Origin of the sequence: Paucibacter hankyongi (genome assembly GCF_037482915.1) — a bacterium.
Classification (GTDB): domain Bacteria; phylum Pseudomonadota; class Gammaproteobacteria; order Burkholderiales; family Burkholderiaceae_C; genus Paucibacter_A; species Paucibacter_A hankyongi.
On sequence record NZ_JBBHJX010000013.1, the window covers coordinates 26288 to 48980 of the forward strand.

Annotated in this window: 15 protein-coding genes; 11 read left to right on the top strand and 4 right to left on the bottom strand. The window is 63.7% G+C overall.

Annotated features, from left to right (window positions below):
• Window positions 1–76: 76 nt before the first annotated feature.
• The gene (locus WG899_RS17075) at window positions 77–985 is read left to right on the top strand and encodes a DMT family transporter (protein WP_339596856.1); all 909 of its coding nucleotides are present in this window, start codon (window positions 77–79) and stop codon (window positions 983–985) included.
• Window positions 986–1022: 37 nt separating this feature from the next.
• On the opposite strand, the gene WG899_RS17080 is transcribed toward WG899_RS17075, so the two are convergent.
• The 3 genes from WG899_RS17080 to WG899_RS17090 all read right to left on the bottom strand — a co-directional run bounded on the left by WG899_RS17080 (window position 1023) and on the right by WG899_RS17090 (window position 9878).
• Window positions 1023–2186 carry a response regulator gene (locus WG899_RS17080; protein WP_339596857.1) on the bottom strand — a complete coding sequence of 388 codons (1164 nt, stop codon included), beginning with the start codon at window positions 2184–2186 and terminating at the stop codon, window positions 1023–1025.
• 12 nt (window positions 2187–2198) lie between these two features.
• Entirely contained in the window at window positions 2199–6104 is a 3906-nt protein-coding gene (locus WG899_RS17085; protein ID WP_339596858.1) for a PAS domain-containing hybrid sensor histidine kinase/response regulator family protein, read from the bottom strand.
• A 210-nt stretch (window positions 6105–6314) separates the two neighbouring features.
• Window positions 6315–9878, bottom strand: a complete 3564-nt coding sequence (locus WG899_RS17090) for an indolepyruvate ferredoxin oxidoreductase family protein (protein ID WP_339596859.1) — start codon at window positions 9876–9878, stop codon at window positions 6315–6317.
• Window positions 9879–10120: 242 nt separating this feature from the next.
• Between WG899_RS17090 and WG899_RS17095 the strand changes: the two genes are divergently transcribed.
• The 3 genes from WG899_RS17095 (at window position 10121) to WG899_RS17105 (ending at window position 12634) form a co-directional block, all read left to right on the top strand.
• On the top strand, window positions 10121–10699 hold the full coding sequence (locus WG899_RS17095; protein ID WP_339596860.1) for an Lrp/AsnC family transcriptional regulator: 579 nt from the start codon (window positions 10121–10123) through the stop codon (window positions 10697–10699).
• Window positions 10700–10847: 148 nt separating this feature from the next.
• Window positions 10848–11417: an Lcl C-terminal domain-containing protein gene (locus tag WG899_RS17100; protein ID WP_339596861.1), complete on the top strand. Its 570-nt coding sequence runs from the start codon at window positions 10848–10850 to the stop codon at window positions 11415–11417.
• A 191-nt stretch (window positions 11418–11608) separates the two neighbouring features.
• The gene (locus WG899_RS17105) at window positions 11609–12634 is read left to right on the top strand and encodes a hypothetical protein (protein ID WP_339596862.1); all 1026 of its coding nucleotides are present in this window, start codon (window positions 11609–11611) and stop codon (window positions 12632–12634) included.
• 13 nt (window positions 12635–12647) lie between these two features.
• Here the strand turns inward: WG899_RS17105 and WG899_RS17110 are convergent, their stop codons facing one another.
• Entirely contained in the window at window positions 12648–13970 is a 1323-nt protein-coding gene (locus WG899_RS17110) for an alpha/beta fold hydrolase (protein WP_339596863.1), read from the bottom strand.
• A 298-nt stretch (window positions 13971–14268) separates the two neighbouring features.
• On the opposite strand from WG899_RS17110, the gene WG899_RS17115 reads away from it, so the two are divergent.
• From WG899_RS17115 to WG899_RS17145, 7 genes are all read left to right on the top strand, one after another.
• Complete coding sequence (locus WG899_RS17115; RefSeq protein WP_339596864.1) at window positions 14269–14580, top strand: BON domain-containing protein; 312 nt, start codon at window positions 14269–14271, stop codon at window positions 14578–14580.
• 10 nt (window positions 14581–14590) lie between these two features.
• On the top strand, window positions 14591–14725 hold the full coding sequence (locus WG899_RS17120) for a hypothetical protein (protein WP_339596865.1): 135 nt from the start codon (window positions 14591–14593) through the stop codon (window positions 14723–14725).
• A gap of 126 nt (window positions 14726–14851) precedes the next feature.
• A complete protein-coding gene (locus tag WG899_RS17125) occupies window positions 14852–15196 on the top strand; it encodes a cupin domain-containing protein (RefSeq protein ID WP_339596866.1) in 345 nt (114 codons plus the stop codon).
• A gap of 153 nt (window positions 15197–15349) precedes the next feature.
• Window positions 15350–19378 (top strand): two-component regulator propeller domain-containing protein, encoded by a 4029-nt coding sequence (locus tag WG899_RS17130; RefSeq protein ID WP_339596940.1) that lies wholly within the window; start codon window positions 15350–15352, stop codon window positions 19376–19378.
• A gap of 148 nt (window positions 19379–19526) precedes the next feature.
• On the top strand, window positions 19527–20459 hold the full coding sequence (locus tag WG899_RS17135) for an EamA family transporter (protein ID WP_339596867.1): 933 nt from the start codon (window positions 19527–19529) through the stop codon (window positions 20457–20459).
• Window positions 20460–20492: 33 nt separating this feature from the next.
• The gene (locus WG899_RS17140; protein WP_339596868.1) at window positions 20493–21254 is read left to right on the top strand and encodes a hypothetical protein; all 762 of its coding nucleotides are present in this window, start codon (window positions 20493–20495) and stop codon (window positions 21252–21254) included.
• 114 nt (window positions 21255–21368) lie between these two features.
• On the top strand, window positions 21369–22646 hold the full coding sequence (locus WG899_RS17145; RefSeq protein WP_339596869.1) for a glycoside hydrolase family 18 protein: 1278 nt from the start codon (window positions 21369–21371) through the stop codon (window positions 22644–22646).
• The last annotated feature ends 47 nt before the right edge of the window (window positions 22647–22693 follow it).

Below are 22693 nucleotides of genomic sequence, written 5' to 3' on the forward strand. Positions count from 1 at the left end.
CAAGTCCGAGGCGGATGCCGTGCCATACCTAGTTCGGCGCAATTTCGGAGCGGCGACAGGGGCAAGGGAGTGTGCAATGAAGCGGCAAGAACAAGTGGGCGAGAGCGGCCTGGCTCCACGGCCCTATGGTGGGCTCCAGGGCTGGGTGAACGGATTCATCGGTGTGCAGATCTTCAGCGCCTCTTTGCCGGCCACCCGGGTGGCGGTGCAGGAGTTCACGCCGTTCTTTTTGACGGCCGCCCGCGCCAGCATCGCCGCGCTGCTGGCCCTGTGCCTATTGCTGCTGTTCAGGGCGCCGCGGCCCTCGCGTCAGCAAGTGGGTTCGCTGGCGATGGTGGCCTTGGGCGTGGTTCTGGGCTTTCCGGTCTTGACGGCGCTGGCGCTGCAATATGTCAGCTCGGCCCACTCCATCGTCTTTCTTGGCCTGCTGCCCTTGAGCACGGCGGTCTTCGCGGTGCTGCGCGGTGGCGAGCGTCCGCGACCGGTGTTTTGGTTTTTCTCGATCTTGGGCAGTGCTTTGGTAGTGGGCTTTGCGATTTCCCAAGGGCTGAGCGCAGCCCCCGTCGGCGATCTGTTGATGCTGATGGCGATCTTGGTCTGCGGCCTGGGCTATGCGGAAGGGGCTAAGTTGTCGCGCACCCTGGGCGGCTGGCAGGTGATCAGCTGGGCATTGTTGCTGGCATGGCCCTTTATGGCGGTCTTGGCTTGGCAGTTGGCGCCGGCGCAGTTCAGCGGCATCTCGGCACCCGCCTGGCTGAGCCTGGGCTATGTGTCGGTCTTCAGCATGCTGATTGGCTTTGTCTTTTGGTATCGCGGCCTGGCGCAGGGCGGCATTGCAGCGGTGGGGCAGCTGCAATTGCTGCAGCCCTTCTTCGGACTGGCCTTGGCGGCGGGCTTGCTGCATGAGCAGGTCAGCCCTGGGATGTTGGGCGTGACCGTGGCGGTGATTGCCTGCGTGGCTGGGGCGAGACGTTTCGCCCGCTGAATGAGCTCGGGCCTACAGGGCTTCGTCTGAGGCAAGCTCACCTTGTCGTCGCGCCTCCGGTGGCGACCTCGATCTGCCGCTCTTTCTCGGCCATATCCTCATCGCTGTCTTGAAACTGCGCAGCGACATCAATGAAGGTGGCTTCAATCGCCAAGAAGGCATCGACCAGCAGTGGATCGAAATGTGTGCTGCGTCCTTCCTTGATGATAGCGACCGCTTGTTCGTGGGACATCGGCGCTTTGTAGACCCGGCGGCTGATCAGCGCGTCGTAAACATCAGCCAGGGCCATCAAGCGGGCGGATAGCGGGATGGCCTCGCCGCTCAAACCCTCGGGGTAGCCGCTGCCATCCCATTTTTCCTGGTGGGCGTAAGCGATGTCTTTGGCATGCCTCAGGAAGGGCACGCTCATGCCCAGCTCTTGCTCTGCGCGGATGATGGCGTCGCGGCCCAGCTTGGGGTGGGCCTTCATGATCTCGAATTCATGCGGCTCGTAGCGACCCGGCTTGAGCAAGATGCGATCAGGGATGCCGACCTTGCCAATGTCATGCAGCGGCGCCGACTTGAACAGCATCTCGATGGTGTGGTCGTCGAGTTGGCCCGCGTAGGGCGAGCCTTTCTGCAACTGCAGGGCCAGGGCCTTGATGTAGTGCTGGGTGCGGCGGATGTGGTTGCCGGTTTCGTTGTCGCGGGTTTCCGCCAGCGAGGCCATGGCCATGATGGTGACGTCTTGAATCGCTGCCACCTCGCGGGTGCGTCGTTGCACTTCGCTTTCCAGATAGGCGTTCTGATCGCGCAAAAAGTCGGCGCTGGCCTTCAAGGCCAACTGGGTCTTCACCCGCGCCAGCACGATGGGCGGGCTGATGGGCTTGGTGATGTAGTCCACCGCGCCAAGGTCCAGGCCGCGCTTTTCATCCTCAATCTCGTTCTTGGCCGTCAGGAAGATCACCGGGATGTGGCGGGTGCCCGCGTCGGCCTTCAGCTGGGCGCAGACCTGGTAGCCGTCCAGCCCCGGCATCATGATGTCCAGCAGGATCAGGTCGGGCGGGGTAGCGCTGCCCGCGATCTTCAGCGCCTTCTCGCCGCTGTTGGCGACCTTGACCCGGTACTCATCTTTCAGCAGATCGCTCATCAGGCTGAGGTTGTCGGGGGTGTCGTCCACGACCAAGACCGTGGCTTTGGTTTCGGCTTGCAAGGGTTCCATGGGGTTCTCCGTTCAATCCAGGGCCAGGCCGGCTTGCTCGGCATGCGCCTTCAGCACCGACAGGGCTTCTTCAAAGTCAAAGCTGAGGATGGCGGCTTCCAGCGGCTGAAAGCGCTGAGCCAGGGCCGCCTGCAAGGCAGGCTTGTGTTCGGCAAAAAGGCTGCCGGCTTCCGCGTCGTCTTCGGCCAGCAATTGGGCCAGGCGACGCAGCGTCGGCAAGGCCACCGCCCCATCGCTTGCGGCGGGCGGCGCGGACGGGGCCGCCTCGGGCTCGGCCGGCAAGCCTTGGCGCAGCGCCGCCAGCAAGCCCGCCAGGCCGGCTTCAAAGTCTGCCAGCAAGGGCTGCCATTGGCTTTCGGGCGCTTGCTGCGCCAGTGCATGCTCCAGCGCGGCGGCTTGGGCTTGCACCGCATCGGCGCCGATATTGCCGGCCAGGCCTTTGCTGGTGTGGGTCAAGCGTTCGGCCGTGGCCCAGTCGGCGTCTTGCAATGCCTGTCGGATTTGCGTAGCGGCCGAGGCTTGGTTCGTCACATAGCGCTGCAGCGAGGCCAGGTAGCGCTCGGGCTTGCCGAGCACCCGGCGCAGGCCGGAGGCCATGTCCAGGCCGGCGACCTCGGGCAGCGCTGGGGCGGCCAAGGGCGCAGGCGCAGGGTCAGCCCCAGCCGCGCTCTGCATCGGCTGCGCCTGGGTTTGCGGCGCAATCCATTGCAGCAAGGCGGCCCACAAAGCTTCGGGCTCAATCGGCTTGCTGAGGTGACCGTTCATGCCGGCCTGCAAGCAGCGCTCGCGGTCGGCCGCCATCGCGTTGGCCGTCATCGCCAAGACCGGCAGCGAGGCCAGCGCCGGCCGCTCGCGCAACAAGCGGGTGGCGGTCAGGCCGTCCATGACCGGCATTTGCATGTCCATCAGCACCAGGGCGTAGGGCGCATGGGTGTCCAGATAGTCCAGCGCGGCGGCGCCGTGTTCGGCCACTTCCACCACCAAGCCAGCGTCGGTCAGCAGGTCTCGAATGACCTGCTGGTTGAGCTCATTGTCTTCAACCACCAGGATGCGGGCACCACGGCGAGTCTCCAGTTGCTCCAGCAAAGAGCTCGGCGCCGGCGCGTTGGCGCCACCGGGCTTGTCTTGCGGGTCGCTGAGCAGCTGAATGGCAGTGTCAAACAAGAGCGAGGCGCTGACCGGCTTGATCAGCACGTCTTCGATGCCGGTCTCTCGCGCCTGGGCGATCACCTCTTCGCGCCCGTAAGCAGTCACCATCACCAGCCGCGGCGCGCCCTCAGCGGGGCCGGCCTGGATGCGGCGGGCGGTTTCAATGCCGTCCATGCCGGGCATCTGCCAGTCGAGCAAGACCAGTTCGAAGCGGTCGCCCGCCTGGCGGGCTTTGTCGATTTCTTCCAGCGCTTCGGGGCCGCTGGCGGCCTGTGTGACGCGAAAAGTCATGGACTCCAGCAAATCATGCAGAACGCTGCGCGCATGGGCGTTGTCATCCACGACCAAGACGCGCCGGTTGCGCAAATCGGGCCGTGGGGTGTAGCTCGGGGGCGAGGCGCTGCTCTTTTTGAATTCGGCGGTAAACCAAAAGCTGCTGCCTTGGCCGAGTTGGCTGCTCACCCCGGTTTGCCCGCCCATCAGCTCGGCTATCTGCTTGCAAATGGCCAAGCCCAATCCGGTGCCGCCGTACTTGCGGGTGGTGGAGCTGTCGGCCTGCTGAAAGGCCTGAAAGAGCTGGGTCTGTTGGGCTTCGCTCAAGCCGATGCCGGTGTCTTTGACGGTGAAGCGCAGGCGCAGGCGATCACCCAGGTCTTCTTCCAGCCGCGCGATCACGCGGACTTCGCCTTCGTCGGTGAACTTGATCGCGTTATTGCCAAAGTTCACCAGTATCTGGCCCAGGCGCAGCGGGTCGCCGCGCAACATGGCCGGCACATCTTTGGCCACATCAAACAGAAGTTCCAGGCCTTTGCCGGAGGCTTTCTCACCGACCAGATTGCTGAGGTTGTCGAGCACCTTGTCGAGCTCGAAATCGACCTCCTCCAGGCTTAGCTTGCCCGCCTCGATCTTGGAGAAGTCCAGGATGTCATTGATGATGCCCAGCAGATGGCGGCCCGCTTGCTGGATCTTGCTGACGTAGTCGTGCTGGCGCGGGTTGAGCCCGGTCTTCATGGCCAGATGCGACATGCCGATGATGGCGTTCATCGGCGTGCGGATTTCATGGCTCATATTGGCCAGGAAGTCGGCCTTCATCTTGGCGGCTTCTTCCGCCAAGTCGTGCGCCTGCTTCAGCGCCAGCATGGCGGCGTGGCGCTCGGTACTGTCATAGAACCAGGAGATGTGGCAGGGCTGATTCTGGAACTCCAGATTGAGTGCATTCAACAGCACCCAGACCTTGCGACCATCCAGGCCTTGGAATTGCACCTCTTGGTCCAACACATCTTGCCCGCAGCTGAGCGTTTGCAAGAAGGAATCGCGCGCGCCGGGCTCGGTCCAGAACTCCGTGAAATTATGTTGTTGCACCTGCTCGGTGGCCATGCCCAAGAGACGCGCCAGTTGTCGGTTGCAAAAATGCACCTGGCCGTCTTTGCCGATGATGCCCACGCCGATGGGGCTGTCTTGCAAGATGGCCAGCAAGCGCGCTTCGTTGGCCGCCAACTGCGCGGTGCGTTGCGCGACCTTGGCCTCCAAGGTGTGATTCGCCTCGGCCAATTCGGTGGTGGATTGCAAAAGCCTTTGGCGCATCGTCTCCTGCGCTTCGACCAAGCGCTGCATTTCGGCGAAGCGCGCTTCAATGCGAACCGGCTCCTTCAGGTCCATGCGGCCGATGCGTTGCGACTCTTTTGCCAGCGCCGCCATCGAGCGGCTGAGCTTGGTGGCCAATCGTCGGGCCATGCCATAGCCCATCAAGCTGAGCGCAGCCAGCATCAGCAGTGCCTGGGCCAGGAACTCGCCACCCAGGCTGACAAAGTCAGACTCGGGCACCACCGTCAAGACCAGGTACTCGAAACCGCCGTGCAGCCTGCTTCTCTGAGCCCGTGCAAACCAAACGCGATCGTTCTCGGCGCCGACGGCAAATCGCAGCAGACCGATGTCTTGCTGTCCGCCTTGCTGCCAATTTTTGTGGGCGGCCTGAATCACTTGAAACGGTGTCTGATCAATCGGCTTGAGCACCATGCTTTTCACCGCCGCAGGCGAATCTGTGCTCGGATGCTTGGGCACGCCAATCACTCGGCCGTCGGGCAAGAGCACGGCGGCGCGCCCGGAATTCCCGATGCTGAGCCGGCTGGTGACGTCGGAAAAGTCTTGTAAAGACAGGTCAAAGGCAAGGATTTGAATCTGGCCGTTCGGCTTGCGCCAGCGCATTGCAGCGGACACGATCGTCTCACCGCTGAGAGCGTTCAGGTAAGGGGCGGTCCAAACAAGTTGTTGCTCTTCTTGCGCGGCCATCGCTGCCTTGAACCATGGCTGTTCACCCACGCGGTAGTCCGTGTCATCGTCACGGGTCTCGGTCTGCGTCAATTCTGAGTTATGGCTCAGCCAAAGGCTTCGCGGCTGTTGATCTGGCCTCACTTGCCGATTCAACCAGCCGCGATTACCTTCCTTTTGGTGGAGGCTGAGCTCCTCGCCTTCGGGTGTTGCCAGGTGAACGCTATCAACCAGGGGGTGCTGCAACAGCAACTGCCTCAGGATCTGATTGAAGGCCTGGGGTTTGTCGATGTCGAGCAAACCGCTGCGGCCCCAGCCCCCGGCAATGGCGGCCAGCTTGCTGAGGCTGCCCGTGGCTTCGTTGATGTGATTTTCAACTTGGGTGGCGGCACGCTCCGCATCGTTCGCCGCCAAGTTGATCAGCAGCGGCCGGGCCTGCAGGTAATAGAACAGCAAGCCGTAAGCGGCGACCGCGACAAAAAGCAAGCCCAAAATCTGCATGGACAAACGCTGTCGCAGCGTGGGCAGTGGTGGGGATGGTATTGGGGTTTCAGGCGCTTGCATCGCGGTTTGAAGAGGCCGTTTCGGCTCAGTATTTCATAGCTTCAAGATCGCTGATTGACGCTTCTCACTGCTAGGCAGTTGAGGGCAGAAAAAACAAAGCCCGCAGGGCTTGCGCGCTGCGGGCTTGGGCTCAGGGATGGGCCGGTATCAAACCAGTGCCTTCCACTGGCTCATCAAACCATCCCACTTGGCGCGGGCGGCGTGCACATGGCGCTCCTTGACGTGACCGTAACCGCGAATTTCTTCGGGGATGCGGGCGATGTCCACGGCCAGATTCAGGCGCTCGGCGCTCAAGCCCTTGGCCAGGATGGCTTCGATGCTGGCGCGGTACTCGGTGATCAGCGCGCGTTCCATCTTGCGCTCGGCGGTGTAGCCGAAGATGTCAAAGCTGCCGCCGCGCAGGCCTTTCAGGCCGGCCAGCAGACCAAAGGCCGGGCGAATCCAGGCGCCCATTTGCTGCTTGACCAACTCGCCCTTGGCGTTCTTCTTGGCCAAGAGCGGCGGGGCCAGGTGGTGCACCAGCTTGTAGTCGCCGTCGAACTGCGCGGCCACCTTGTCGAGGAACTTCTGGTCGGTGTGCAGGCGGGCGACTTCGTACTCGTCCTTGTAGGCCATCAGCTTGAACAGATAGCGGGCCACGGCCTCGCTCAGCTTGCTGCTGCCCAGCGAGCTTTCAGCGGCGCGCACCTTCTCGACAAAGGCCTTGTAGGTCTCGGCGTAGGCACTGTCTTGGTAGTCGACCAGGAAGTCAACGCGCTTGGACAGGATCTCGTCCAGGCTCTCGCGCTTGACGATCTGGATCACTTGCGTCGCAGCAAACAAAGCCTGCACAGCCGCCAAGTTATGGGCGCAGCGACGGCCCCACTCGAAGGCTTGTCTGTTGTTCTCGACCTGCACATTGTTCAGCTCGATGGCGCGCATCAGTGCGGCATAGCTCAGCGGCACGCGCCCCTGCTGCCAGGCGTAGCCCAGCATCAGCGGGTTCGTGTAGAGCGAGTCGCCCACCAGCTTGACGGCCACTTCTTCGGCGTCAAACATGCCCACGCCGTCTTTGCCGACGGCGGCGGCCACGGCGCTTTCGCAGGCGGCGCCGGGGAAGCTCCAGTTGGCATCGTTGACCAGTGAAGCGGTCGGCGAGCCATGGGTGTTCAGCGCCACAAAGGTGCGGCCTTCGCGCATCACCGCCAGCGTGGTCTTGTTGGCAGCCACGATGGAGTCACAGGCGATCACCAGGTCAGCCTCGGCGGTGCCGACCTTGGTGCAGTGGATGGCGGCTTCACTATTGGCGATCTGGATATGGCTCCAGGTGCTGCCGCCCTTTTGCGCCAAACCGGCCGCGTCTTGGGTGATCACGCCCTTGCCTTCCAGATGGGCCGCCATGCCCAGCAACTGGCCGATGGTGATGACGCCGGTGCCGCCGACGCCGCCGACCACAATGCCCCAGGCTTTCTCGGGGTTAGGAATCAGTGGCTGGGGCAGGGTGCCCAGCGTGGCATCAAAGGGGCTGAGACGCTTGTCCTTCTTGGGCTTCTTCAGCTCGCCACCTTCCACGGTGACGAAGCTGGGGCAGAAACCCTTGACGCAGGAATAGTCCTTGTTGCAGGTGTTCTGGTTGATCTGGCGCTTGCGGCCAAACGGGGTCTCCAGCGGTTCGATGGACAGGCAGTTCGACTGGATCGAGCAGTCGCCGCAGCCTTCGCAGACCAGCTCATTGATGACCACGCGCTTGGCGGGGTCCACCATCTTGCCCCGCTTGCGGCGGCGGCGCTTCTCGGTGGCGCAAGTCTGGTCGTAAATGATGGCGGTGGTGCCGGGGATCTCACGGAACTCGCGCTGGATGGCGTCGAGCTCATCGCGGTGATGCACGGTGACGCCGGGCAGCAGGTTCACGCCCTCGTACTTGGCCGGCTCATCGGTGACGATGACCAGCTTGGCCACGCCCTCCGACGTCACGCTTTGCATGATCTGCAAGACCGTGTGGCCTTCGGCGCGCTCGCCCACTTGTTGGCCGCCGGTCATGGCGACCGCGTCGTTGTAAAGGATCTTGTAAGTGATGTTGACGCCGGCGGCGATGCTCTGGCGAATCGCCAAGATGCCGCTGTGGAAGTAAGTGCCGTCACCCAGATTGGAGAAGATGTGCTTCTCGTTGGTGAAGGCGGCCTGGCCCACCCATGGCACGCCCTCGCCTCCCATTTGCGTGAAGGTGGCGGTGTTGCGGCCGGGCATCCAGGTGACCATGTAGTGGCAGCCGATGCCGCCCACGGCGCGCGAGCCTTCGGGCACGCGGGTGGAGGTGTTGTGTGGGCAGCCGCTGCAGAACCAGGGCGTGCGGTCGGCGCCGCCGGCGGTTTTCTCTTCGTTCTTGAGCGAGGCTTCTTTGGCGTCGATGATGGCGACGCGGGCGTCCAGGCGGGCGGCCACATCGGCGTCCACGCCCAGCTTTTTCAAGCGCTTGGCAATCGCGCGGGCGATGATGGCCGGGGTCAGGTCGGCCTGCGGGCGCAGCAGCCAGTTCTTGCTCGGGTTGGCCATGCCCCATTCGCCGCCCAGCGCACCGCTGTCGGCGTCGTCGTCAAACTTGCCCAGCACATGCGGGCGTACATCGGGGCGCCAGTTGTAGAGCTGTTCCTTGATCTGGTACTCAATGACCTGGCGCTTCTCTTCAACGACCAAGATCTCTTGCAGGCCGTCGGCAAAGTCGCGGGTGATGGTCGCTTCCAGCGGCCACACCACATTGACCTTGTGCAGGCGAATGCCCAGGCGGCGGCAGGTGTCATCGTCCAGACCCAGGTCGTGCAGGGCCTGGCGGGTGTCGTTGTAGGCCTTGCCGGAGGCGATCAGGCCGAAGCGGTCCTGCTTGGTCTCAATGACGTTGTAGTTCAGCTTGTTGGCGCGCACATAGGCCAGGGCGGCATACCACTTGTGGTCCATCATGCGGGCTTCTTGATCCAGCGGTGGATCGGGCCAGCGAATGTGCAGGCCGCCGGCCGGCATCGGGAAGTCTTCCGGCAATATGATCTTGACGCGGTCCGGGTCCACGCTGACCGAGGCAGAGGACTCGACGATTTCTTGAATCGTCTTCATGCCAGACCACAGGCCCGAGAAGCGGCTCATGGCAAAGGCGTGCAAGCCCATGTCCAGAATGTCTTGCACGCTGCTGGGGAAGAACACCGGGAAGCCGGCCGCCTTGAAGACGTGGTCGCTCTGGTGCGCGGCGGTGGAGCTCTTGGCGATGTGGTCGTCGCCGGCCACCGCGATCACGCCGCCATGCTTGGAGGTGCCGGCCATATTGGCGTGTTTGAACACGTCAATGCTGCGGTCCACACCCGGGCCCTTGCCGTACCAAATGCCGAACACGCCGTCGTACTTGGCCTTTTCAGGGAAGAGTGCCAGCTGCTGCGTGCCCCAGACGGCGGTGGCGCCCAGTTCTTCATTGACGCCCGGCTGGAAAACGATGTTTTGCTTGGCCAGATGCTTCTTGGCGGCTTGCAGCGCCTGGTCATAGCCGCCCAGTGGCGAACCCCGGTAGCCCGACACAAAGCCGGCGGTGTTGAGGCCGGCGATGGCGTCACGGGTGCGCTGCAACATCGGCAGTCGCACGAGGGCCTGCACCCCGCTCATGAACGCGCGACCGCTGTCCAGCGCGTATTTGTCGTCCAGCGTCACTTTTTCTAGCGCGCGCAGGATGTGGTCGGGCAAAGGTGCATTCATGGTGGTGTCGCTCTTTTGTCTCTTGGGGGATCCGGGTGGGCTGTTCGCTGCTTGTGGCGGCGCCGCCCCCGTCAATATCGGCAGTATTACCGGGCATGGGAGTGTAGGCAAAGCTTGCCCGCAGGTGCTTTCTCTTTGCTGTTGTTTTTGCATGCGTGGGGCAATAATGTTTCTTCTATACAGAAAATGCGATGCGATTTGCATCTGCATTCATTGCTTCGCAGCAAAGCAGGAGACAGTTCATGGCCAAAACCAGCACTTCCAGCAAAGCCCCTGCGGGCCGCGCAGCGCCTGGCGCTGAGGCGCCAGAACTGGAGGACGCCGAACTCGGCGCGGGCTCCGGCGTAGGACTGGACCGCTATCACATCGCCATCCTCGGCGAGTTGCAGCGCGATGCGCGCCTGTCCAATGCCGAGCTGTCTGCCCGCATTGGCCTGTCCACCGCGCCCACCTGGCGCCGGGTGCGTTGGCTGGAGGAGCAGGGTTTCATCACCGGCTACCGCGCCGAGATCGACCGCCGCAAGGTCGGCCTCGGCGTCTTGGCCTTTGTGCGCGTGGACGCCGACCGCAACAACGGCGCCTCCACCAAGCCGCTGGAAGACGCGATCCGCGCGCTGCCCGAGGTCATCAGCTGCCACTACATATCGGGCGCCGGCACCTTTGAGTTGCAGGTCCTGGCGACCGACCTGGATGCCTTCAGTCGCTTCACCATCGATGTGCTGCTCAATCTACCTAACGTCAAAGATGTGCACACCAGTTTTTCGCTCGGTGAGGTCAAAGCCGGCGGAGGTGTGCCGCTGGCCCATCTGGGAGGCGGGTAAGGGTTATCTGTGCCTCGGCCGGCCCGGGCTACTCGGTGATCCGGAGCTTGGGCTGTCAGCGTGCCCTTTTGGGCATCAAGCCGTACATTTGAAGTTCACTTTCTTGGCTTTTTGCCGTCCGCCCATGGAACTCCTAAACCCATCTTGGATGAGCGCTGTCGGAGTTGCAGTAGCAGCAATCGCTGTTTGGGCGAGTCCTGCAGCCTGGGCAGCCCCGCCCGAAGCGCCCGCCACCTGGGTGCCGTCGGCAGATGGCCGCAACGTGCTCGACAGCGGCACTCAGCAGGTCTGGCAACGCTGCGCGGCCGGCATGACGTGGAATGGCAAGACCTGCGCGGGTGCGCCCATTTTGATGACGCGCGCCGAGGCTGTGGCCTGGGCCAGTGGCATCGCCAAGGCGGACGGGCAGAGTTGGCGCTTGCCTCGAGTGGCGGAGTTGAAGCGACTGGTCAGCCAGACCGGTGGGCGAGCCGGGTCGGGGGGCGTGCTCTTTCCTGCCGCACCGGTGGGCTGGTACTGGTCGGTCACCGCCAGCATTGACACCGCGCAAGTCAACCAGTACGACTACGCCAATATCGCCCGAGGTCGAACCAACGAAAACGCCAATCGCTTGTCTGTTCGATATGGCTGGGCCGTGCAGATGACCACGGGCGAGGCCCGTGCTGACGTCGACAAGCTCAGCAAACTGGCCGTCCGTCTCGTGCGATCCCCGGCTTGATTTGCCCAGGCCGTTAATTGGCGGAAGCGGAACTCTGGCGGTTCAGCAAGGACTCGCTTCGGTGTGCACCCTAACGGTTGATTTCATTGCTCCAAGGCTGATGTAGCTCAAACACGCGCTCAGCCTCAGGCCTAGCATTGGCTGCTGCCCATCGCGGTCGTGATGGGTACCCACCTTGCGGGAGCTTCATGATGGAACGAGACGAAATTCAGCGACTCATCGAAATCTTGGAACTGCCCAAGAGCGGGCCCATTGACTTCAAGCACCTGCTGGACGGCAGTTTCAATGACGCGCTGACACGCTTTCGCAAGGGCCATTTCCCGATGCGCAAGAAAGTGGTGCATCAGATCAGCTTCGACGAGCCCTTCGTGAGCACCAGCAGCGCCGCCAGCATGGTCATCGACACCTTGTACAAGGCCGACCAGGGGGTGGAGTTTCTGCCTTGCTTACACACCTACGACTGGGCCACCCAAGTCTCGGGCTTCGAGCCCATGGAGCCTCGGCCCGTCTACAGCGACCCCACCAGCTGGGAAGTGCCGCATGTGTTTGCGGTTCACGACAGCGCCTCGCCGCAGTTTCGCTTCTCGACCTCGCAGCCCAACAGCCTGAATGTCGGCTATGGCGGTGGTTCTAGCTTGTCTCAGTTGATGACGAACCGCTATGCCGTACGCATCAACTTCGAGAGGCCGGCCTGCGCGGTGCAGATTCAAAGCGATTACCGCATCCACCATGAGGACCAGGGCAAGCCCATCCACAACTGGCCGCAGATGCTGGCCTATAGCGCCGATGGCACCTTGTTAGATCAGGACGATGCGCCTTATGGCGGCATGCTCTGCGTGTCGAGTTGGGCCGACGACATCGCCTATGTGATGGTGACGGTGAACAACCACTATGCCGGTGTCGAGCCTTTCGGCATCTTTGACAACCTGAGTTGGACCACCATCGAGTTTGTGCTGCGTTACGTGCAAAAGCTGCGTCAAGCTCCCAAGCCGGTGCCGCGCGGCGCGCTGATCGACCAAGTGGGGCACCGCTTGTCCGAGATACAGACCACCCAGCGACGCTTGCAACGCCATCTGGCCAAGTTGGACGATGCCGAGTTGGCCAGCCAGTTGCGCGCCGACTTGGCGGAGTTGCAGCAGCAGACCGAATCGCTGCAGCGCTTCTACAGCGCGGCCACGCACGACACTGCCAATGCGCCGGCGCATCGACCGGCGTGAGCGCGCGCTCGCATCAAGGTTTTGCTTGCGCGGCCTGCGTCTCATGCGCCGCCTGCGCCTCAGCCATGTGCTTGCGGTAGCTGTCCAGCACCCTGGGGCTGCGGCCAGCGGCTTCGCCCAAGCTCAGCGCGCGGCGGAACTCGGCCTGTGCCTCGGCATGGCGGCCGAGCTTCATCAGCACTTCGCCGTGGCTGTCAGCGGCGTTGTCTGACTTGTCGTAAAGCCGGGCATTGGCGCGCAAGACCCATGCGGCCAACTGCACGCGCGGCGCCACTTGGCCATTGCCCAAGATGGCATAGCCGGCATTGTTGACATCAGCTTCACTGAGGCTAGGTGCGCGAATGGCGAGGTCCACGGCCGCTTGCGGATCGGCCGCGCTGGCGGCGGCTTGCAAGTCTTGATGGAGCTTGGCGCGGGCGGCTTCGATGGCGCGGCGCTGGGCCTGTTCTTGCGCCAGCCGAATTACTTGATCGACGGCGGCGACCACCAGCTGAGGCTCATCGAACTGAATGTGGTGGCCGCTGACCGGCGTCAGCACATGGGCGCCATTGCTGAATTGGCTGAAGAACTCGGTGTGCAGCTGGCGCCAGGCGGCCATGCCGGCCGGCGTGTGCAAGAGCACTTCGGGCTTGGCATAGCGCTTGGTGGACGTCAGCACCACGGCGGGGACGTCGGGCAGGCTGGCTTCAGCCTTGTTGTCGATGGCCGGCAGCTTGCCCGCGTCCATGATGCTTTGGATGTAGCGCAGGTCGGCGCGGAACTTTTCCGGCGCACCTTGTTCCAGCTGCGCTTGCTCAGCGGCCAGACGCTGCGCGTCCAGCGGCTTGAGCACTTGGTCGTAGCGCTCATGCGCGGGGTCCACGAACACCAGGCCGGCGATCTGCTCCGGGTGGCGGCTGGCAAAGTCGCGGATCAAGAACGCGCCGTAAGAATGGCCGACCAGCACATAGGGCGGAGGCAGCTGGGTGGCTTGCAAAAGCGCCGACAGGTCGCGGCCGCTTTGCTGCAAGCTGACCGGGGCCGCGCTGGGCTCGCTCTGGCCATAGCCGGCACGCGAATAGACCAAGACCTTGGCGCGCGACGCCACTTGCGGCGCCACCCGGCGCCAGGCGCTCAGGTCCATGCTGAAACCCGACTCAAAAACCACGGTCGCTTCACCCTGACCCATTTGGACGGCATGCAGTTTGCGGCCGCCGATATCAATCATCTGCTCCTTCGGGGCCGTGGGCGCTTGAGCCATCGAGGCAAGGCTCAGGCCGCTCAGCAGCAAGGCCGCTGCACTGCGGTTGAGTGCGTTCTTCAAGGCGCCTTGCGGCCAGATCGAGAGGGTGTTCATGGTGGGTGAGTCGAGCGCAGCGTGTTGGAAAGTAAGGCGCGACTCTATGTGGGCTTCAGCTCGCTGACCCGCGGCATGCGCCCAAGCGGCGCAGCGCAGGGATAGACGGTCAAAAAGCGGGATTGGTCGCAGCTAAAAAAAGTGACGGCCGGCTTGTACGCCAGCGCACAGACGCGTGCGTGGCCTGCTGGCACGCTGTAGCAGGGCTCGGGCCAAGCGTGGCCTGAGTTGATCCCAAGAAAGGCTCACCATGTACTGCATTCGCTCAAGATCCAGTCTCGTCCTCTCCGCAATAGCCGTGGCCGCAGCGCTGGCTCTGGGCGCATGCAGCAAGACGCCGGAGACCGGCATTGCGGCCGCGCCGGATCTTCCGCCCACAGCTGCTGGCCCGGTCAATGTCTCAGACATCGATGTGACCGAGCATGTCAAGACCGCCCTGCAGAGCGATGAAGCGCTCAAGGGCTTTGACATCACGGTGATCACCTTGAAGGGTGATGTGCGCTTGATTGGGGTGTTAAACACCCAGGCTCAGATAGACGAGGCGATACGGATCGCGCGGGCGTCCGATGGGGCTCACAGCATCCACGACGAGTTGACACTCAAGCAGTAAGGGGCTCGGCATGACCCTGATCAAACGCATGGCCCGCGGCGCGGTGGTGATGGCCCTGTTCCGAACGCCGGAGTTCAGCCAACTCAATGCGCACGGCAATTCGCATTACACCCTCTCGGTCAGCGCGTTTCGGCCGCAGCCCTAAGGCGCGAAGCGTCCGTGCTGACTTTGGCCAAGCAGGGGCTTGGTGGCATGACTTTGGTCAGCCCTGCCGGCGTGCCCTCAAGATGAGTCGAGCATTCCGCCGATCGAATCAAACAGCAAGGCCCACATGTCAATGCAAGCCGTTAATCTGGACGCCACCTTGGCGACCATCTCCGACCCCTGGTCACCGCGCAGCGTGGCGCACTTCAATGGCCATGAGGTGATGGTGGCCAAGGGCCGCGGTAGCTACCCCTGGCACAAGCATGAAGGATCGGATGACCTCTTTCTGGTGTTGAGCGGCCGCTTGATGCTGGAATTGCGTGACCGGCAAGTCCACCTGAAAGCAGGTGAGATGTTTGTCGTGCCCAAGGGCGTGGAGCATCGGCCCGTGGTGGCGGACGGTGAAGAGGCGCATTTCATCCTGATCGAACCGCCCGGCACGGCCCAGAGTGGCACCACCTTGGTCGACTGAAGAAGTGCCATAGACCTGGCGCGCCGAACTTCGGGCGCGCCGGGGCAAGAGGGTTTGTCTTCCCCTATGGCTTAAACGCGGCCGAACGTTTACCCTTTGACGCAACTCACTGCCTGACGCTGCGTTGAATTGACACCCTCGCTCTCGCTCTTGATGCGCAAAACTGGGCGGCATTGGTTTGCCGGCCTCTTGTTCGTCTGCCTGCTGGGCCTGGGGTGGCCGGCGTTGGTGTGGGCGCAGGCCGAGCAGTCTTTGCTGTTCAGCCATGTCGGCCGCCAACAGGGGCTGCCGGATGGCAGTGTCGTGGCCATGCATCAGGATGCCACGGGCCTGATGTGGTTGGGCACTACACAGGGCTTGGCCCGTTGGGATGGCCGCCAGTTTTTGACTTTCGCCCATGACCCGGTCAAGCCCGATAGCCTGTCGGCGTCCACGGTGCACAGCCTGTTTGAACAAAACGGTGCCCTTTGGGTGGGGACTGACCGCGGGCTGGATCGCCTGGACCTCGCCAGCTTGAGCATCGAACGGCTGGCCTTGCCGGAGGACTTGGCAAAAAACCGGCGCCGGGTGGTCGGCATGGCACCACGCGACGACAGCAGTTTCTGGGTCGCCACGGCGGCGCGCTTGCTGATCTTTGACTGGCGCGAGCGTCGTTTCACGGCCGTGGAGCCGGGCGATGCCGGCCCGGTGCGCAGTCTGCTGAGTGATGGCCGCGGCGGTGTTTGGTACTCGCATGGCACCCAGGTCCAGCATGTGGATGCGGCCGGCCGCAAAGGCGCAGCGCTGGACCTTGCGGCCGGCCGCGCCGCACCGGCCCAGCTTGATCGCATCAGCCGCAATCTGATGTTCGACGCACAACAGCGCCTCTGGGTGCTGCTGCTCAAGGGCGTGGCGGTGTTGGAAGTTCAGGTCGGGGATGACCCTGCACACCCGGCGGCCCTGCGTGAAATTGAATTGCCCGAGCTGGCGCGTTTGCGAACCGCCACACCCTACAGCCTGCTGCGCGACAGCGACGGCGACATGTGGGTGGCCTGCGCCTATGACCAGGGCTTGTGGCGGTGGCAGGCTCGTAGTGGGCGCCTGCAGCAATTCTTGAATGACCTGGCTAGGCCGCAAAGTTTGGCCAACAACTCCTTGGCCAGTTTGTTGCAGGACCGCAGCGGTGTGCTGTGGGTGGGAACATGGGGCTCGGGCGCCAGCTTGACCGATCTGCAGTCGCGCGGATTCAGCGCCTACCAGCGGCGCAGCAATGACCCGAACGGCCTGCCACCGAACGCGGGGTCGGCGGTGCTGAGCGATGGTGCCGAGCATGCCTGGGTGGGCAGTCTTTCGGAGGCCTTGAGCCGCGTGCATTTGCCCACCGGCCAGGTGCAGCGCTTCACGGCCGAACAAGTGGGGGACCGCATCGTCAAGGCCTTGGCTCCCGATGGGCGCGGCCGCCTATGGGTGGGTGGCGAAACCGGCTTGACGCTGTTTGACCCGCAAACGCGCAGCTTCAAGCGCATGGACTTGGCATGGGACTCACCGCGCGGCGCATCGATTGCCACCGTCTTGCAGGACAAGCAGGGCAATCTTTGGGCCGGCTCGGCGGCCGGGCTGTACCGCTTTGATCCGCAGGGGCGGCGCCGAGCCTTTCGCGTGGCGGACCCGAGGAGCGGGCTGATCAACGAGACCTTTGATACCTTGCTGCAAGACGCGCAAGGCCGAATTTGGGCGGGCAGCAAGGAAGGCCTGCACCTTTGGGATGAGTCGCGTGAGCGCTTTGTGCCCATTCCCGTGGTGACCGCCGAGGGGCGACCCGAGTCGCCACTCGATGTGTTGCATTTGCTGCAGGCGCGTGACGCGCGCATTTGGGCGGCCACCGGCCGGGGGCTTTACCAATTGGTGCAGAAAGGGCCTAAAGACGGGTCGCGAGATGGGCCGGGCTTTGAGTTGCAGGCTCGGGCGGAGCCCATGGGTCTGCCGCGCAGCGGCATGAATGTCGCGGTGGAGGACGACGCCGGCCAACTGTGGTTGGGCAGCCAGGTTGGTTTGATTCAAGTGCAGTGGACGGGGCCCGAGCGTGCCGTGCGGGTGCGCATTTTCCCGTCCGGCGCCCGCCATGTGGGCACAGGCTTCGGCTTCGGCGCGGTGGACCGCGCCGGTGACGGCAGCCTGCTGTTTGGCAGCAATGGCCTCTTGCGCGTGCGCCCCGACTTGTTGCGCGACAACATGCAAGCGCCGACCGTGCTGCTGTCCGGCCTGCGAATCTTCAATCGGCCTCTTGGGCAAGCGGCCAATTCGCCTAGCGCCAATCAGGGCGCGCAGGCGGGGGCCACGGCCAGGCCGACCTCATCAAGGCCGGCGCTCCAATTGGCCGACTTGGGCGTGCAGGGGCAGTTGCAAAGCGCCCGCAAGATCCGGCTCAGTCACCGTGAAAGCATGGTTAGCTTCGAGTTCTCGGCCTTGCATTTCGACCGCCATGAGCTGAATCGTTATGCCTGGCAACTGCAGGGCTTTGATCCGGACTGGGTGCAGGGCCAGGCCGGCGAGAACGTGGCCACCTATACCAATCTGGATCCTGGCCACTACACCTTGCGCGTCAAGGCGGCCAACCCGGATGGCGCTTGGGGGCGTGACGATGCGCAAGCGCTGAGCCTGGAGGTGCTCGTGCTGCCCCCTTGGTGGGGGACGTGGTGGGCCAGGCTGGGTGCTTTGGGGCTCGCCTTGCTTGCCCTGGCGGCCGGCTATCGTTGGCGTACTGCCAGTCTTAGACAGACGCGGCTGAGGCTGGAAGGCATGGTCGCCAAGCGTACCGAGGACTTGCTGAACAAACAGGGCGAGTTGCAAAGCCAGGTCGAGCAGACCGAGCGGGCCCGGAGTGATATCGCCGAACTCAGTGAAATGGGGCGAGAGCTCGGCAGCAGCCTGGATATCGCCACCGTTGTGGGCAAACTGCATCATCACTTGCAGCAGTTGATCGACGCCGAGGTGTTCGGTGTCGGGTTGGTGGACTGGAGCGCGCGCACGGTGAACTTTGACCATGTGTTCGCGGCCGGCAAGCCGGTGGCCGCCTATCAGCGCAGCCTGGATGCGCCCGAGCAGCCGTCGGCGCAGTGCGTGCACTCGGGGCGCGAACTGCTGATCTCCAGCTTCAGCCACGACACCCGCCTGGTGGACAGCCAGATGCGGTCTCAGCAAGGGCTGCGCTTGGTGATCCCAGAGCATCCGCGCGACCCCCGCAGCGGCATTTATGTGCCCTTGCTGATCAAGGGCAAGGTGATCGGGGTGATCTCGGCGCTGAGCATGCAGGAGGACGCCTACGACGCGCATGACCTCGACATCTTGCGCACACTGGGGGCTTATGCGGCCGTGGCGCTGGAGAACGCACGCGCCTATGTGAGCCTGGAGGCCTCCCAGCGCAAGCTGGTCGAGCAAGAGAAGCTGGCCGCGCTGGGCTCCTTGGTGGCCGGCGTGGCCCATGAACTCAACACCCCCATCGGCAATAGCGTGCTGATTGCCAGCACGCTGCGCGACAGCAGCCGCGAGTTTGCCCAGCGGGTGGAGGGCGGCCAAATCAGGCGCTCTGATCTGAGCGCCTTCTGCGAAGCCACCGAGACCTCGGGTGACCTGCTGGTGCGCAGCCTGGGGCAAGCTGCTGGGCTGGTGCAGAGCTTCAAACAGGTGGCCGCGGACCAAACATCCGAGCAGCGGCGTTGCTTTGATTTACAGGGCTTTTGTGGCGAGGTTGCGCTGACCTTGGGCGCGCGCATCCGCCAGGCCGAGCACAGCTTGAGTCTGGACGTGCCGGCAGGCCTGCTGATGGACAGCTACCCCGGCCCGCTGGGCCAGGTGATCAGCAATTTGATCCTCAATGCCATGCTGCATGGTTTTGAAGGGCGCAAGAACGGTCAGATGAGTCTGGCGGTCAGGGCCGTGGATGGCGAGCAGGTCGAGCTGCTGTTCAGCGACAACGGCAAGGGCATCGCAGCTCGCCATCTGAACCATGTGTTCGAGCCCTTTTTCACCACGCGCCTGGGCCAGGGCGGCAGCGGCCTAGGTCTGCATATTTGCTACAACATTGTGCAGGCGGTGCTGGGTGGCAGCCTCAGCGTCAGCAGCGAGCCGGGCCAGGGCGCCCAGTTCCGGCTCCTCATCCCGCGCGTGGCACCGCAGCATCACAGCGACAGCGCTGCGGCTTGACGCCTGCGGCTGAGGTCAGAACCGGCGCAGCCTGCCGATTTGGGCGCACTGCGCCCGACTCTCGTGGCTTTGTCGGGGCTTTCCAAACCTTGCTTCGGCGGCCGATCAAACAAGCTGTTAGTCTGCGTTCGCCCTTTCAGCATCAGCGATGAGTTCTTCGGCCATGAGTCACGGCGCACGCCTTCCCTTCAAGCATTTCTTGCTCGCCTTGGCCGTGGTGGCGATATGGGGCAGCAATTTCGTCGTCATACGGCTGGGGCTGAATGCCTTGCCGCCCTTGCTGTTCGCCACGCTGCGTTTTTCTTTCGCGGTGCTGCCGGCGATCTTCTTTTTGAAGAAGCCCGATCTTCCTTGGCGCAATCTGGCCAAGTATGGACTCTTGATCGGTGTCGGCCAATTTGGACTTTTATTCTTGGCCATGCGCGGGCCGAATGCGGCGATCTCGCCCGGACTGGCGTCCTTGGTGATTCAGACCCAGGTGTTTTTCACGCTGATGCTGTCGATGCGCCTGAACAAAGAGGGCGTGCAGGGCTATCAATGGTTGGCGCTGCTGTTGGCGGCCAGCGGAATCGCCTTGATCGCCAGCCACACCGATGGCAGCGCCACACCACTGGGCCTGCTGATGATTCTGGTCGCCGCCTTCAGCTGGGCCTGCGCCAATATCTTGGGTAAGCGGGCCGGACGGGTCAATATGCTGGCCTATATGGTTTGGACCAGCGTGTTCGCGGTGCCACCCTTGCTGCTCTTGTCGCTGCTGGTGGAGGGGCCGCAAGCGATGGCGGCTGGCCTGGCCCGGGCAGATGCAGGGACCTGGGCCGCCGTTTTGTGGCAAGCCGTCGGCAACACCTTGTTTGGCTATGCCGCCTGGGGTTGGCTATTGGCTCGCCACGCGCCAGCCACCGTGGTGCCGATGGCCTTGCTGGTGCCGGTGTTTGGCATGAGCACGGCAGCGCTGGTGCTGGGTGAGAGTCTGCCGGCCTGGAAGCTGATTGCCGCCGCCTTGGTGCTGAGTGGCTTGGCCTTGAACCTGCTGTGGCCGCTGCGGCCTTGGCGCGCCCCAAGTGGCGTCAATTCAGCGTGACGGGGCAGGGGCCTAGGGCGTATGCTGGCCGCTATGCGAAGCACACTCCCCTTCAAGTCGGGCTCCTGCGGGGCTGTTCTGGCCGGTCTTGGTTTGAGCCTGGCTTTGGCTTGGGGCGGCCCGGGTGAGGCCTGGGCGCAGACGAGTACCAAAGCCAGCGGCTTGCCGGCCAAGAATTTTTTGATCGAGTTGCGCTGGGTCGACATCCAAGTCAGCGGCGCCGTCATGAGCGGGGTCCGCGAGGGCGCGGTAGTGCTGGGCACGGCCGGTTCGGTGTCGCCGCGAGGTGGGGCCAGCCTCAGCACCCAGCGACAGGACGATAGCGCCAGCCGGGTGCAGCGCCTGCTGGTGCTGAACGGCCACCCGGGCTCGGTGCAGTTCACCGAAAAAGTACCGATGCAATGGGTGGATGTCGGCATCCAGATCGACGCTCAGCCGGGTGGTGCCCCGCCGACGCAAGGCGCGGCCAAGGCCTGGGCGGTGCCGCGCAGTGGTTTTGCCGAGCAAACGCAGGAGTTCACCGTCACGCCCCAGTGGCCGGGCGGGCAAGCGCCGGTGCGCTTGGAGGTGCGGGCCCAGGCCCCCGTCATGAATGCGCAAGCCGTACAAGGCGGACAAGGCGGCAGTGCGCAGACCACCGTCGTCAGCACCGTGGCCGCGCCCTTGGGTGAATGGGTCACGGTGGCGCGTAGCGGCGCCAGTGTCCGCACGCCCGAGCGCGGCGTCATCAGCAGCCGCGACGCCGAAGGGCAGCGCAGCCGCGAGTTGCAGATCCGCGCCGACTTGGCGCCTTGACTTTGAGTCAAGCTCGGGCGAGTTGCGCCCGGGTCTTAAGCCGAACTTGAGAATTGGTATCAGATTGGCATCTCTTGTGGTGATAGGCTAGCGCCATCTTTCAGGAGTAGCCGTTTGAAGACCTCAGCCCTTGTTCTCGCCCTCAGCCTGGGCCTGCCCGCAATGCCGACCGCGTGGGCGGCTGAACCCGCCCCCTCAGCCGTGCCCAAGGACTCCGCCATGCTCTTCGGCGCCAAGCCGATGGCCTTTGAGCGCAGCAGCGCCAAGGTGGTGGGGGTCTATGTGCCGATGTGGGAAAGCACCGCGGTGGTTGACCGCATCCAGCCCGGCAGCGTGACCCATCTGCTCTACGCCTTCTTGCGCCTGTGTGGCCCCGGCCAACTGCCCAAGGATGCCGCCAAGTGCGAGGGCAAGCAGGACTACCAACTGACCAGCGCCGGGGTGGAAAAGCGCTTTGATGCCGCCTTTGCCCGGCTGAAGGCGCGCGAGCCGCATGTGCAGGTGTTGGCCTCGGTGGGCGGCTGGGGCGGCTCGGACGGCTTCTTCCACTTGGCCAATGATCCGGCGCGGCGGGCGGTGTTCGCCGCCTCGGCGGCTCAGTTTCTGCGTGATCACCCAGGCTTTGATGGCATCGACATTGACTGGGAACACCCCGGCGATAACGGCGCCTCCAATGGCGTGCAGCTCGGCAGTGCTGCCGATGGTCAGGGTTATGCAGACCTGATGCATGACTTGCGTCGCGCGCTTGATAGGCTCACCGCCGAGACCGGCCGTCCCTATCTGGTGACCACCGCCGTCAACACCACGCAAGCCGTCGTCAAACGCATCAACTTCAAGCGCGCGGCCGAGGCGCTGGATCTGGTCTTCATGATGACTTATGACTTCTATGGCAGCTGGTCTACGGTGGCAGGCAATCACAGCACGCTGCGCAGTTCCGCGCCCGAGGCCGATGACAGCATTGAGCGTTCCGTCAAAAACCTCGACGACGCCGGCGTGCCGCGCGCCAAGATGGTGGCGGGCGTGGCCATGTATGGGCGCGGTTTCATGGGGGTGGACAAGCCGGTGACGGGCGCGGCGAAGTCGGGTGCTTACCCCGGCGCCGATGGTTCGGCCGGTTATCGGGACATCGCCGCCCGCTATTTAGGCCCCAAGGGCCGGGGCCTGAACGGCTACAAGCCGCTGTTTGATGCCCAGACGCAGGCCTGGAATTTGTTTCACCCCCAACACAAGCTGTGGATGGGCTACGACGACCCGCGCGCTGTGTTGTTGAAGGGCGAGTACGTGCGCAAGAACGGTCTAGCCGGCCTGTTCGCCTGGGAACTTAGCCAGGACAACGGCGATCTGCTCAACGCGATGAATCTGGGCGTCGGGCATCTGCCGCTGAAACCTTGATCGGCCACCGGGTGCGCGAGGCCCTGATGAGCCTCGCGCACCCGGCG